Source organism: Mesorhizobium sp. M2A.F.Ca.ET.037.01.1.1, assembly GCF_003998075.1.
Taxonomy (GTDB): Bacteria; Pseudomonadota; Alphaproteobacteria; order Rhizobiales; family Rhizobiaceae; genus Mesorhizobium.
Genome location: NZ_RZSA01000050.1, coordinates 1 through 13,101, shown reverse-complemented (window position 1 = coordinate 13,101; position 13,101 = coordinate 1). Strand labels below are relative to the sequence as shown.

The window sequence follows — 13,101 nt, the reverse complement described above, 5'->3', positions numbered from 1 at the left end:
CCAGCGCCGGTTCGGGCGCCGGCCGGGTGTTGAAGGTCGCGCCCTTGACCGCCCCCGTCGCCAGGATGCCCGAATTGTAAGGACCGCCTATGATGATCCTGGTGCCGCGCTGCTCGCAGAGTGGCAGCAAGGTCGCCAGTGGTTCCTGCTCGAGCAGTGTGTAGCGGCCGGCGAGCAGGAAATAGTCGAATTCCCCTGCGATGACGAAATCAGACAGCATCTGCCACTGGTTGATGCCGACGCCGACCGCCTTGATGACGCCCTGCGACCGTAGCTCGTCGAGCGCGGGATAGGCGCCGTCCATGGCCTCGCGAAAACGGCTCCTGGCGTAGGGGTCCTCGCCGGGGCCGAAATGGATTGCCTCGTCCGGATCATGGATCGAGACCATGTCGACATAGTCGGTGCCGAGCCGCTTCAGCGTGCTTTCGAGCGAACGCATCACGGCATCGCGCGAATAATCGAACTCGGCGCGGAAGGAGCCCGGCTGGTCCCACAGCGCAGGCTTCAGCTCCTCGGGCGGGATCGGCACAAGGTCGTAGCCGATCTTGGATGAGATGACGATGTCGGCGCGGGGTAGCGATTGGATCGCAAGGCCCAGCCGCGTCTCGCTGACCCCGAAGCCGTAGACCGGGGCGGTGTCGAAATAACGGATGCCGCCGTCATAGGCCGCGTGCACTGTGTTGACCGCGGCATCTGTATCGACGGCGCGATACATGTTGCCGAGCCCCGTGCCACCGAGTCCGATCGTCGTCACCTCGAGCCCGTTCTTCGCAACAGTCCTGAACTCGATTTCAGCCATCTTTGCTTCCCTTGATCCCTGTTTTTATCCCTTGCCGGCGGCGATTTCGCCCGAGAGCCCGCCATCGATCCGCGTCGAAAGGCCATTGACACCCAACTTGTCATATAACAATGTAACCACATGACACACAAGCGGGTAAGCCCGCAAAAGGGAGGAAGCAGTGAACGACGAAACGAAGAACCACATGGACTTGGCGAACGCCGCGATGAGCCGGCGCGGCGCCTTCGCGCTGGCCGGCAAGCTCGGCCTCGGCGCCGCCGGCCTTGCCGGGGGACTGGCGGGCATCAGCGCGGCAAAAGCAGCTGATTCATCGGCTGGGCTGCCGAAGAAGCCCTACAAATTCCATTTCGTCTGCCATGTGACGCTGGACCAGTTCTTCACGCCGACTGTCTATGGCATCCAGGACGCCTGCGCCGCCTTCGGCTGCAGCTACCAGTGGTCGGGTTCGCAGAAGAACGTCGTCTCCGAAATGGTCAGCGCCATGCAGACGGCTATCGCGCAGAAGTCGGACGGCATCGCGGTGTGCCTGGTCGATCCGACGGCTTTCGACGCCGCCACCGAAATGGCGGCTCAGGCCGGCATCCCGGTGGTCGCCTTCAATGCCGACGTGCCGGTCGGCAGTCCGAACAAGCGGCTTTCCTATGTCGGCCAGCCGCTCTACCAGTCGGGCTACAACTCGGCGCTGAAATGGCTGAAGCTGATCCCCAAAGGCGGCCACGTCATGCTGTCGATCGGCGTGCCTGGCTCGCTCAACACTCAGCCGCGCCTCGACGGCTATATCCAGGCGATCAAGGACTCCAACAGCGGCGTCACTTACGACGTCGTCAACACCGGCCCGGATCCGGCAACGGAAATCTCGCGCGTCGAAAGCTATTATCTCAGCCACAAGAACGTGAACGGCATGTTCGGCACCGGCGGTTCCGACACCTATGCCTGCGGCTTCATCTCCAACAAATACGGCCTGGTGAAGGGCGGCGGCGCGGTCGCCGGCTTCGACCTGTTTCCGCAGACGCTGGACTTCATCAAGTCGGGCGACGTCAACTTCACCACCGACCAGCAGGCCTATCTGCAGGGCTTCCTGCCGGTGCAGCAGATGTATCTCTACAAGCTCTCCGGCGGTCTCGTCGGCCCGGCCAACAGCGACACCAGCCAGGCCTATGTGACCAAGGACAATGTCGACGCCTACGTCGGTAAGACGCGCTTCGAGGGACGCAGCGACGCCGAGCCGACCTGAACCCTAACGGCTCTCTGCTACCGCCCACGCCATGTCATCTCGCGATGGGGTGGCGACGGCATCGGCCGCGGATACATAGCCCGCTACCGATGAACTTGCCTCGCATCGAACCAGGAAGACAAGCTTGCCGCCCACCGCAATACAGCCAGCGAAGAAAAACGCCGTTGGCGTCAAGGTCCCCCGGACAATGCGGGAGCAGCTGCTCATCCTGTTGTCGCGGTACCGCGAGGCCAGCATCGCCGTCGTCGCCATCGTGCTGGTGATCTATTTCCAGCTCGGCAGCGACGGAGGTTTCCTTTCGCCCTCGTTCATGAGCGTGGTGCTGCGCGACACCGGCCGGCTGGGCTTGATCGCCACGGCCGAAGTCATGCTGATGATCACCGGCGAGATCGACCTGTCGCTCAGCGCCATCTTCTCCATCGCGCCCTACACCATGGCGCTGCTGTCGGTGACCTACGGGGTGCCTTTGGCCGTCGGTGCGGTGATCGGTGTGCTGATCGGCATCCTCGTCGGCGCCATCAACGGCATCGTCACCGTGCGCTTCAAGGTGCCGTCCCTGATCACCACCGTCGGAACACTGTTCTTCCTGCAAGGCGTCGTGGTGTCGATCTACAACAGCCAGCCGATCGTGGCACCGGTCGAGCAGCCTTTCAACGCGATCTTCGGCCAGAGCCTCTACCAGCCGACAGATGCGCTTTTGTCCTGGCACAGCGTCACCGCTTTCACACCCTTCCTGTGGGCGCTGCTGGTCGTGCTGGTGCTGGCCCTGGTGCTCAACCGCACCACCTTCGGCCTGCACACGATTGCGACCGGAAGCAACATCATCGGCGCGCGCGAGATCGGCGTGCGCACGGACCGGATGAAGATCTACAATTTCATGATCGCCGGCGGCTGCGCCGCCTTTGCCGGCATCATCAACACGGCGCAATTCACCTCGGCCGACCCGCAGGCCGGCAGTCCGTTCCTGACGTTGCAGGCGATCGCGGCGGCGGTCATCGGCGGCACGTCCCTGCTGGGCGGCTCGGGCACCGTGATCGGCGCGCTGATCGGCGCCTTCGTTGTCGCGTCGCTCAACAACGGGCTGGTCATGATCGGCGCCCAGGCGACCGTCTCCGACATCTATCTCGGCGCGGCAATCATCGCCGCCATGATCCTCTCTATCCAGGTCGACCGCCTGCGCACACGGAGGCGCGTATGAACACGCAAACTATTCCGCCGCTGGCGCCCGATGCGCCTGTCGTGCTGGAGATGACCAACATCTCCAAGAGTTTTGGGGCCGTCACTGCGCTGGTCGACGTCTCGATCAGGCTGCGCCAGGGCGAAGTGCTGGCCCTGGTCGGCGACAATGGCGCCGGCAAGTCGACCCTGATCAAGATCCTGTCCGGCTTCCACCAGCCCGATACCGGCACGATCGTCTCACAAGGCAAGGAGGTGCGGTTCGCCTCGCCGCGCGACGCCCGCGCGCATGGCATCGAGACCGTCTACCAGGACCTGGCGCTGATCGGTGACCTCAGCGTCTTCCACAACATGTTCCTGGGACGCGAGTACCACAAGCGCGTGCTCGGACTGAACCTGCTCGACAACAGGAAGATGCGCGAGCAGGCGCAGCTCTATCTCGACACGCTGGGCATCTCGATCCCCTCCGTCAACAGCACCGTCGACCTTCTGTCCGGCGGCCAGCGCCAGTGCATCGCGGTGGCCCGCTCGATCTATTCGTCGCCGAAAATCCTGGTGCTCGACGAGCCGCTGGCCGCGCTCGGCGTACGCGAGAGCGCGCATGTGCTGGGTCTCATCCAGAACCTGCGCCAGCAGCGCCAGGTCTCGGTGATCCTCATCGTGCACAACTACAACCAGATCTTCGAGGTCTGCGACCGCATCAACTTCCTGCATTCGGGCGAGATCGCGCTCGACGCCTCGACAGCCGATACCAGCGAGGAGGAGTTGATCCGTATCGTAAAGTCGGGCCTCGGCCGCAAGGCGATCGACGCCGCCGCGGCGCAAGTGCGGCCCGGCCCCGCATGAAGCCGCGATAGTCACCGCCAGAACAATCCCCAGCCGGCTCGACACCCATCCGCCGGCCCTTACATGGAGCAAACGCCTTGACCTTCTCTCCGACCGAACTGATGAAGTCCCTTGGCCGCGGACTGCTGTCCTTTCCGCTGACTTTCTTCGACCGGAACGGCGCCTTCAACGAAGACGGCTATCGCGCCCATGTCGCCGCTCAGGGCGCCGCCGGAGCGAGTGGGCTTTTTGCCGCCGGCGGCACCGGCGAGTTCTTTTCGCTGACGCTCGAGGAGTACAAACGCGTCGTGCGCTCGGCCTCGCACGAAGTGCCCAAGACCCTGCCGCTGCTCGCCGGCGTCGGCTATGGCACGCATATGGCGGTGGAGTTCGCCAAGGCGGCCGAGGCCAATGGCGCCGATGGCCTGCTGGTGCTGCCGCCCTATCTGGTCAGGTCCGAGCAGGAGGGCCTGCGCCGCCATCTCACGGCCATCTGCCGCGCGGTCGGCATCGGCGTGATCGCCTACAACCGCGACAATGCCATTCTGACGCCCGAGACGCTCGAGCGCGTGGCGCAGGATTGCCCTAACTTGATCGGCTTGAAGGACGGCGTCGGCGACATCGAGCTGCTCACCGCCGCGCGCTATCGCATGGGCGACCGGCTGGTCTTCATCGGCGGCATGCCGACGGCCGAGGTCCATGCCAGCGCGGCGGCGGCGATCGGCATGACGACCTATTCGTCGGCCATCTACAATTTCGCGCCCGAGGTCGCGCTGCGTTTCTTCAACGCCTTGCGGGCAGGCCGCAAGGCCGAGGTCGACGATCTCATCCGCTCGTTCTTTCTGCCCTATCTAGCCATCCGCAACCGGCGCGCCGGTTATGCCGTGTCGATCGTCAAGGCGGGTGCGCGCATTGCCGGCATCGACTGCGGACCGGTCCGCTCGCCGCTGCTCGACCTGACAGCGGATGAGGAACGCCAGCTTGCCGCCCTTATGCAGGTCTGCAAGATGCCGGTGGCCGAGATGGCTTAGGTCCGATGGAGCCTGTGTTACCGCCTTGCCGGACCGTCGACCATGCGGCGATAGCGCTCGCGGCCCGCTTCCAGATGCTCGCGCAAGGTGAAGCGGGCGGCTTCGACATTCTGCCGCTCGATGGCCTGGTAGATGCGGCGGTGCTCCGTCTGGACCTGCTCCAGATACAGCCGCCGCTGCTCCGGCGTTTCGTCGCGCGGGCGCATCAGCTGGCGCGGAATGATGACGGGTCCGAGGAAATGCATGAAGCGTTCGAAATAGGGGTTGCCGGTGGCGGACGCGATCGCCCGGTGGAAGGCGAAATCCGGCTCGATGGCGCTCTCGCCCGCCGCGATCGAGGCGTCGATGGCATCGAGGCAGTCGCGCATGCGGGCAAGATCGTCGTCGCCGCGCTTCTCGGCGGCGATGCCGGCGGCTTCCTGTTCCACCGCCAGCCGAAGTTGCAGCACGTTCTGCACTTCGGTCAGCGAGGTGAGCTCGTCGGAGATGATGCGGAAGGTGGTGGCGGCCTGATGATCGGCGACGAACACGCCCGCCCCCTGGCGGCTGACAACAAGCCCTTCCGAGCGCAGCGAGGCCATGGCTTCGCGGATCACCGTGCGGCTCACGCCGAATTGCGCGATCAACTCCTGCTCGGTCGGCAGTTTTTCGCCGCTCGTCAAGTGACCGGCACGTATTTCGCGCGCAAACCAGTCCGCCACCTGCGCAGTGCGGCTGATCTGCGGGGGAAGGCCAAAGGAACGTTTCATCGTCGCCAAGCAATAAACGAACCGCATTTGCTGGCAAGGCACAATTTGTCTGGTGATATGATGAGATTTTCAATGGCCGTGCCGAAGGCGATCTGCGCGGTCCTTGGCGGGTGCGCGCAAGTATCGGCGTAGCGACCGGGAAAGGGCAGGGCATGATGCTTTCCACAAAGCCTGTGTTGTTGACCGGGGCGTCCGGCACGATCGGAAGGCTGCTCTCGGCCAGGCTGGCTTCACTGGGCTGGACGTTGCGGCTCACCGATGTCGCGCCCTTGGCGATCCCGTTGCCGGACAGGGCAAGCTTCACCCTGGCCGATCTCGAGGACCAGAAGGCGGTGGATGAACTAGCCGAGGGCTGCGGCCTGATCCTGCATTTCGGCGGCATCTCCACCGAGCAACCCTTCGAGACCGTGCTCGGCCCAAATATCCGCGGCGCCTACCACATCTACGAGGCGGCGCGCCGGGAGAAAGCGCGCGTCGTGTTCCCGTCCTCGGTGCATGCGGTCGGCCTCTACGAGCGGACCGAGATTCTCGACCAGGATTGCCTGCTCAGGCCGGACGGCTATTACGGCCTGTCCAAGGCCTATGGCGAGATGCTGGCGCGGCTCTATTTCGACAAGCATGCGGTGGAGAGCGTGCTGATCCGCATCGGTTCCGTGCTGCCGGAAGTGCCCGACGAGCGCATTCTCTCGACCTGGATATCGCATGACGATTTCGTGCGCCTGATCGCACGTTGCGCTGAAGCGGAGCGCGTCGATTATTCCGTGATCTGGGGCCAGTCCAACAACAGCCGCGGCTTCTGGCGAAAGGATGCCCGCAAGAAGCTCGGCTGGACGCCGCAGGACAGTTCCGACGGCCAGGCCGAGCGTGTGCGCGGCAAGGTGACCGACAACCCGGTGGTCGAGCGCTACCAGGGCGGCAAGTTCATCGTCGTCGACTACAGCCGCGCGGATTTTCCGCCACGCGAGATGTTCGAGGACGAGTGAGCTATGCCGCTGGTGTCTTGCCGATGATCATATCCGCCGCCTTCTCGGCGATCATGATCACCGCTGCGTTGGTGTTCGACGACACGATCCGCGGCATGACCGAGCTGTCGCAGACGCGCAAGCCTTGCAGCCCGCGCACACGCAGCTCCGGATCGACGACGCTGCCCGCATCGCCGCCCATGCGGCAGGTGCCGACCGGATGGTAGGCGCTGCGGCCATGCTCACGGGCAAAGGCTTCGAGCGCCGCGCGGCCTTGGCATCCCGCACCCGGCAGGTGTTCGCGGCTGATATATTTGGCAAAGGCCGGCTGCGAGAGAATCTCGCGGCTGATCTCGATGCCGTCGATGGCGCGTTCCAGGTCGTAGCGCTCGGCGAAGGGATTGGGATCGATCATCGGCGCATCGCGCAGATCCGCCGAGCGCAGCGCCACACTGCCGCGCGAACGCGGCCGCACATGGTAGGAGTTCAGCGTGCAGCCGTTGCCGCCGGGAACCGAGCCGATGCCTTCCTCGACGCCGGCGCCGGGCAGGAAGTGGAACTGGATGTCGGGTGTCTTCTCGGTGCGGTCGCCCCACCAGAAACCACCGGCCTCGACGATGTTGGAGGCAACCGGTCCTTTGCCGAACAGCGCGTATTCGAGACCGGCGACGGCCTGCCAGCGCTTCTTCTTGTAGCGGTCGATGCCGTGCGGCCCGTTGAGTTCGGCGACGACGTCGACGTCCATATGGTCGTGCAGGTTCTGGCCGACGTTTTCCAGATCGTGCACCACCTTGATGCCGTGCTGGCCGAGATGCGCGGCCGGGCCGACGCCGGACAGCATCAGGAGTTTCGGCGAGCCGATGGCGCCCGCGGTCACGATCACCTCGCGCTCGGCGCGCAGCAGCTCGGTGCGGCCGTTGGCGATGATCTCGACGCCGACGGCGCGGCTATTCTCGACGGCGACGCGGCTGACCGTGGCGTCGGTGCGCAGCGTCAGATTCCCGCGGCCGAGCGCGGGTTTCAGATAGGCGACCGCCGTGCTCGAGCGCCTGCCGTCGCGCGTCGTCGTCTGGTAAAAGCCGGCGCCTTCCTGGTCGCCGGCGTTGAAGTCGGCGCGGAAGGGCAGGCCGGCCTGCTGCGCCGCCTTGACGAAGATCCGGGTCAGCGGGTGCGGCGCCCCGCTGGAAACGCCGAGCGGACCGTCGATGCCGTGCTCACGGCCGGCGAAGGTGTCGTTGCCCTCGGATCGGACGAAGTAGGGCAGCACATCGGCATAGCCCCATCCGGTACAGCCGAAGTCGGCCGCCCAGCCGTCATAGTCCTGCGGGCAGCCTCGCGTGAACACCTGGGCGTTGATCGAGGAGCCGCCGCCGAGCACGCGTGCCTGCGGGTAGACTATGACGCGGCCGTCGATCTCCTTGCCGGGCGCGGCGTCATAGCCCCAGATCAGCGGTCCCGACGTCATCTTGAAGAAGCCGACGGGCATATGGATGTAGCGGTCCGTGTCGGGCGGACCGGCCTCGAGCAGAACCACCGACAGGTCGGGATCCTCGCTCAGCCTGGCGGCAAGAACGCAGCCGGCCGAGCCGCCGCCAACGATGATATAATCCGCCATTCTCGCTCCCTTGCCGAGGCGAAGTCAGTGCCTCGCTCTTCATGCGCGCGACGATCTCAAGTCGCTTGTGCCGCGTCAAGAGAAAGAGTATGGTTGCCGTGTTGAAGGGTTGTCATACAAGTAGAGGAGACTGACGACCCTCACTGGAGGACCCGGCCGCGCTTCCTGCGCAAGCGCCGGGCGGGAAAATCAATCGGGAGGTTCGAAATGAAGGACAGCAATGGTCTTGTTTTTTCCGGCAGGGTCAGCCGCCGGACGCTGATGGTGGGCGCCGCCGCCGGCGCGGTGACGCTGGCGATGCCGAACATATTGCGCGCGGCCGACAAGCCGACGCTGGTGACGTCGATCCGCTCGCTGTCCAATCCCTATCACGCGGTGTGGAAGACCGGCGCCGAGGCCTATGCCAAATGGGCCGGGCTGGAGCATGTCACGCTGGTTTCGGAAGGCAACAGCGAGAAGGGCATCGCCGACATCAAGGCGATGCTGGCCAAGACCAACGGCAACATGGTGCTCAATTCCGACCCCAACGACACGCCCGACGCGCGCCCGATCGTTGAAGCCTGCGCCAAGGCCGGCGCCTATGTGGTGACGCAGTGGAACAAGCCGGCGGACCTGCATCCAAAGGACTTCAATCCGAACTATGTCTCGCATATCGAGTTCGACGGCATCGCCAGCGGCAAGACCATTGCCGAGATCCTGTTCAAGACCATCGGCGGCAAGGGCGGCATCGTCGCGCTCGGCGGCCTGATCTCGACGACGGCCGCGATCGAGCGCAAGAAGGGCCTTGATGCGGCACTCGCCGCCAATCCTGACATCAAGCTGCTCGACTTCCAGGTTGCCAACTGGAAATCCACCGAGGCCTTCGATCTGATGGGCAATCTGCTGACCCGCTTCGGTGACGACATCAAGGGCATCTGGGCCGCCAATGACGACATGGGCTCCGGCGCGCTCGAGGCGCTGCGCGCCGAAAACCTCGCCGGCAAGGTGCCGATCGTCGGTGTCGACGGCATCAAGACCGCAGTCGACGCAGTGCGCACAGGCGAGTTCGCCTGCACGGTCACCTCGGATCCGTTCTGGCAGGGCGGCATGGGGCTTGCGATCGGCTACAACGCCAAGATCGGCAAGTTCGACCCGGCCAAGGAGCCGCCGGAGCACCGCGAATTCTACGGCAAGGCGGTGCTGATCTCGCACGACAATGTCGAGGAATATTACAAGACCAATGTCGAGTCGAAGCCCGAGATGGACTGGAACGATCTCTGGGGCCGGGTGACCGGAGCGATCCGCGCCTGACCCGTTGGAGCGGGCCGGCTTCTCCCTGGCGGCCGCCCGCTCTTTCTTGCCGGCGTCCTGCGCCCGCGGCCACGACGCTTGTCACCAGCATACGGGAAGCGGTTTCTTGACAATCGATACAGAACCCCTGAAGTCCGTTTCGGACATCGAGCGGACGACGCTTATGACATTCCTCCCCGGCCCCATCGCCACCCTGCTCGGCGGCAGGCGCTGGCGCGGCCTGGCGCCACTGGCGGTGCTGGTCGTTCTGTGCATTCTGATCACCATCGCCAATCCCAATTTCGTCGAGCTGCGCAATCTGGTGCGGCTCGCGAACTCCGCCGCGGTCCCGCTGACACTGGCGATGGGGCTGACCTTCATCATTCTGATGGGTAGCATCGATCTTTCGGTCGAGGGCACGCTCTCGGTGGCGGCGATGGTGGCGGTGCTGCTGGCCGCCAATGACACCAACGGCAACGACTATGGCTGGTGGGCGGTGCTGGCGGCGGTCGCCGCGGGCACGATCATGGGGCTGATCAGCGGCCTCGTGCAGACGATGCTGCGCATCCCATCCTTCATGGCGACGCTCGGCATGTGGTTCATCGGGCTCGGCCTGTCGGTCTACATGCTGGGCGGCTCGGCCATCCGCCTCAATGACGCTTCGATCCGCGACCTCGCCTTGCATCGTTTCCTCGGACTGCCGCTGGCGGTCTGGGTCGCGGTCGGGGCCTTCGTGCTCGCCGCGATTATCCAGTATCACACCCGGCTGGGCCGCCACATATTGGCGATCGGCGGCGACGAGGACGTGACCAAGCTCTCTGGCGTCAACGTCACGCGCGTGCGCATCGCGGCCTTCGCGCTGGCGGGTTTCTTCTTCGGCATTGCAGGCGTGCTCGCCGCGGCCCAGCTCGGCCAGTCGCATGCCGTCATCGGCGACGGCAGGCTGTTTGCCGCGGTCACGGCGGTGGTCGTCGGCGGCACGGCGCTGACCGGCGGCGAGGGAGGTGTCGTCAATACGCTGATCGGCGTGCTGATTGTCACCGTCCTCGCCAACGGCATGATCCTGCTGGGCATCTCGCCTTATATTCAGCAGACTGTGCAGGGCCTGATGATCATCGCTGCGGTGGCGCTGTCGCTCGATCGCGTCCGTTTGAGAATCGTGAAGTGAGCGCCATGCTGCACGCAACCGGCATCATCAAGAATTTCCCCGGCGTCCAGGCATTGCGCGACGTGTCCATCGAGGTCCGGCCGAACGAGGTGGTGGGGCTGATCGGCGAGAACGGCGCCGGCAAGTCGACGCTGATGCGGCTGCTAGCCGGCGGCTACCGGCCGGATGGCGGCACGATTACCTTTGACGGCGAACAGCTCAAGCTGCGCAACGCCCGCGACGCGGCCAGGCACGGCATCGGCATGGTGTTCCAGGAGCAGTCGCTGGTGCTCAACCTCACGGTCGCCGAAAACATCTACCTGGGCGAGGAAGACCGCTTCACCCGCTTCGGTCTCGTCAATTGGCGTGCCATGAACGCCGCAGCGCGACGGCAGCTCGCCAAGATCGGCGTCGACATCGACGTCACCGCGCGCACCTCCGAGCTGACCTTCGCAGCGCGCCAGATGGTCGAGCTCGCCAAGGCGCTGACGCTGGAGGAGATGGTCGAGCGTCCATTGCTTATCCTGCTCGACGAGCCGACCTCGGTGCTCAACGCCGCCGATATCGAGGTTCTGTTCGCGCGGGTGCGCTCGCTGAAGTCTCGCGCCAGCTTCGTCTTTGTTTCGCACCGCCTCGAGGAAGTGCTGGCGATTTCCGACCGCGTCTACACGATGAAGGACGGCGCGGTCGTGGCTGAGCACCGCGCCACGCAAGTCACCGCGCCGGAGCTGCACGAGATCATGGTGGGGCGCGGGTTGCAGGCCGAATATTACCGCGAGGCGCGCCAACAGCCGCCGGGCGACAAGATCATGGTCGAGGCCAAGGGGCTGGGCGCTAACGGCTTCTATCACGGGGTCGATCTTTCGATCCGCGCCGGCGAGATCGTGGGCATCGCCGGCGTCGTCGGCTCCGGCCGCGAAGAGGTGACCCGCACCATCGGCGGATTCCTGCCGCATGACGCCGGCGAGATGAAGATCGCCGGCGAACCGGTGCGCTTCGGCTCGCCGGAACCGGCGGTGCGCAGGGGTATCGGCTATGTGCCGCGCGAGCGCAGGCTCGAAGGGCTGGTGATGTTCCTGTCGATCGCCGAGAACATTTCGCTGGCGGATCTCTCGAGCGTCATGCGCAACGGCGCCATCGACTACGGCAAGGAGCGGCGGCTTGCCGCCGACTGGATCAAGCGGCTCAGCATCAAGGCGCCCGGACCGGACGCCGCCTGCCGCAAGCTCAGCGGCGGCAACCAGCAGAAGGTGGTGCTGGCGCGCTGGATGACGGCCGGCTCGCGCATCCTGGTGCTTGATCATCCGACGCGCGGCCTCGATGTCGGCGCCAAGGAGGAAGTCTACGAGCTGGTGCGCGATCTCTCCGAGCAGGGCGTGGCGATCCTTCTGATCTCCGACACGCTGGAAGAGACGATCGGCCTGTCGCACCAGGTGCTGGTGATGCGCGACGGCGAGATCACCGCGCGCTTCAATGCGAGCCCCGGCAACAAACCCAAGCAGGTAGACCTCTTGCGAGCGATGGTGTGAGCCGATGAACGAGGTTTTTTCCATCAGGCAGATTTTCGAGGGCAAGTGGACGCAGGGCGCCATACCGCTGGTCCTGCTCGTCGCCTTGCTGCTGATCATCGAGATCGCCGCGCCCGGCTTCCTGACCGGCGAGACGCTGGCGCTGCTCTTCGCCAACACCGCCGTGCTGTTCATCCTGGCCACCGGCGTCACCTTCGCCATCCTGCTCGGCGGCATCGACCTGTCGATCCAGGCGGTCGCCTCGCTGGCAAGCGTCATGCTGGCGCAGCTCTTGCCTACGCTCGGCTTCGCCGCCTTTCCGGTGGCGATCCTGTCCGGCCTCGCCTTTGGGCTGCTGAGCGGCATCGTGCATGTCAAGCTACGCGTGCCGTCCTTCGTCGCGACCTTGGCCACCGGCGGCGTGGTCGCCGGGCTGGCACTCTGGGTTTCCAACGGCCGCGCCATCACCATCGAGGAAGCAGGCCGCGAAAAGACCGCCTGGATCAACGCCACGATTTTCGGCCTGCCGACGGTGGTGCTGATTTCAGCGCTGATCGGCATCGTGAGTTTCCTGGTGCTGCGCTATACGCGCTTCGGCCGCCACGCGATCGCGGTGGGCGCCGGCGAGCCGGCGGCCTGGGCGGCGGGCATCAATGTCGACCGCACCAAGATCGTCGCCTTCGCGGCGTCGGGGATGCTGGCGGCCGTCGCCGGCGTCGTGCTGGCGGCCAGGTTGTCGAGCGGCTCTCCGGTGCTCGCCAACCAGCTGCTGCTGCCGGCCATCGC

12 protein-coding genes are annotated in these 13,101 nt (G+C 65.1%); 9 read left to right on the top strand and 3 right to left on the bottom strand.

Going from position 1 to position 13,101, the window contains the following annotated elements; translation table 11 throughout:
- Positions 1-799 (bottom strand): aldo/keto reductase (locus EOA27_RS04615; protein WP_145970264.1); only part of this gene is annotated, 799 nt, incomplete at its 3' end.
- A gap of 160 nt (positions 800-959) precedes the next feature.
- Between EOA27_RS04615 and EOA27_RS04610 the strand changes: the two genes are divergently transcribed.
- From EOA27_RS04610 to kdgD, 4 genes are all read left to right on the top strand, one after another.
- Complete coding sequence (locus tag EOA27_RS04610) at positions 960-2,033, top strand: sugar ABC transporter substrate-binding protein (protein ID WP_127255622.1); 1,074 nt, start codon at positions 960-962, stop codon at positions 2,031-2,033.
- 187 nt (positions 2,034-2,220) lie between these two features.
- On the top strand, positions 2,221-3,231 hold the full coding sequence (locus tag EOA27_RS04605) for an ABC transporter permease (protein ID WP_127255619.1): 1,011 nt from the start codon (positions 2,221-2,223) through the stop codon (positions 3,229-3,231).
- Positions 3,228-4,055 (top strand): ATP-binding cassette domain-containing protein, encoded by an 828-nt coding sequence (locus tag EOA27_RS04600; protein WP_127255617.1) that lies wholly within the window; start codon positions 3,228-3,230, stop codon positions 4,053-4,055. Before EOA27_RS04605 ends, EOA27_RS04600 begins: the two co-directional genes overlap by 4 nt.
- Positions 4,056-4,132: 77 nt before the next feature.
- Positions 4,133-5,065 (top strand): 5-dehydro-4-deoxyglucarate dehydratase, encoded by a 933-nt coding sequence (gene kdgD, locus EOA27_RS04595; protein ID WP_281059395.1) that lies wholly within the window; start codon positions 4,133-4,135, stop codon positions 5,063-5,065.
- Between the two features lie 17 nt (positions 5,066-5,082).
- On the opposite strand, the gene EOA27_RS04590 is transcribed toward kdgD, so the two are convergent.
- Positions 5,083-5,814, bottom strand: coding sequence for a FadR/GntR family transcriptional regulator (locus EOA27_RS04590; protein WP_189561960.1), 732 nt, complete (start codon positions 5,812-5,814; stop codon positions 5,083-5,085).
- 152 nt (positions 5,815-5,966) lie between these two features.
- On the opposite strand from EOA27_RS04590, the gene EOA27_RS04585 reads away from it, so the two are divergent.
- A complete protein-coding gene (locus EOA27_RS04585) occupies positions 5,967-6,797 on the top strand; it encodes an NAD(P)-dependent oxidoreductase (protein ID WP_127255612.1) in 831 nt (276 codons plus the stop codon).
- Between the two features lies 1 nt (position 6,798).
- On the opposite strand, the gene EOA27_RS04580 is transcribed toward EOA27_RS04585, so the two are convergent.
- Complete coding sequence (locus tag EOA27_RS04580; protein WP_127255609.1) at positions 6,799-8,391, bottom strand: GMC family oxidoreductase N-terminal domain-containing protein; 1,593 nt, start codon at positions 8,389-8,391, stop codon at positions 6,799-6,801.
- 207 nt (positions 8,392-8,598) lie between these two features.
- Here EOA27_RS04580 and EOA27_RS04575 point away from each other — a divergent pair, with 207 nt between their 5' ends.
- The 4 genes from EOA27_RS04575 to EOA27_RS04560 all read left to right on the top strand — a co-directional run.
- Positions 8,599-9,681 (top strand): sugar ABC transporter substrate-binding protein, encoded by a 1,083-nt coding sequence (locus EOA27_RS04575; RefSeq protein WP_127255606.1) that lies wholly within the window; start codon positions 8,599-8,601, stop codon positions 9,679-9,681.
- Between the two features lie 106 nt (positions 9,682-9,787).
- Positions 9,788-10,828, top strand: coding sequence for an ABC transporter permease (locus EOA27_RS04570; protein ID WP_245491028.1), 1,041 nt, complete (start codon positions 9,788-9,790; stop codon positions 10,826-10,828).
- 5 nt (positions 10,829-10,833) lie between these two features.
- Positions 10,834-12,336: a sugar ABC transporter ATP-binding protein gene (locus EOA27_RS04565; RefSeq protein WP_127255600.1), complete on the top strand. Its 1,503-nt coding sequence runs from the start codon at positions 10,834-10,836 to the stop codon at positions 12,334-12,336.
- Positions 12,337-12,340: 4 nt separating this feature from the next.
- Positions 12,341-13,101, top strand: a 761-nt coding sequence (locus tag EOA27_RS04560) for an ABC transporter permease (RefSeq protein WP_145970263.1), incomplete at its 3' end; no start/stop codon positions are given.

Coding starts and splice junctions, on each gene's coding strand:
- EOA27_RS04605 (WP_127255619.1), top strand. CDS start 2,221: ATGCGGGAGCAGCTGCTCATCCTGTTGTCGCGGTACCGCGAGGCCAGC.
- EOA27_RS04600 (WP_127255617.1), top strand. CDS start 3,228: ATGAACACGCAAACTATTCCGCCGCTGGCGCCCGATGCGCCTGTCGTG.
- EOA27_RS04590 (WP_189561960.1), bottom strand. CDS start 5,814: ATGAAACGTTCCTTTGGCCTTCCCCCGCAGATCAGCCGCACTGCGCAG.
- EOA27_RS04585 (WP_127255612.1), top strand. CDS start 5,967: ATGATGCTTTCCACAAAGCCTGTGTTGTTGACCGGGGCGTCCGGCACG.
- EOA27_RS04580 (WP_127255609.1), bottom strand. CDS start 8,391: ATGGCGGATTATATCATCGTTGGCGGCGGCTCGGCCGGCTGCGTTCTT.
- EOA27_RS04575 (WP_127255606.1), top strand. CDS start 8,599: ATGAAGGACAGCAATGGTCTTGTTTTTTCCGGCAGGGTCAGCCGCCGG.
- EOA27_RS04565 (WP_127255600.1), top strand. CDS start 10,834: ATGCTGCACGCAACCGGCATCATCAAGAATTTCCCCGGCGTCCAGGCA.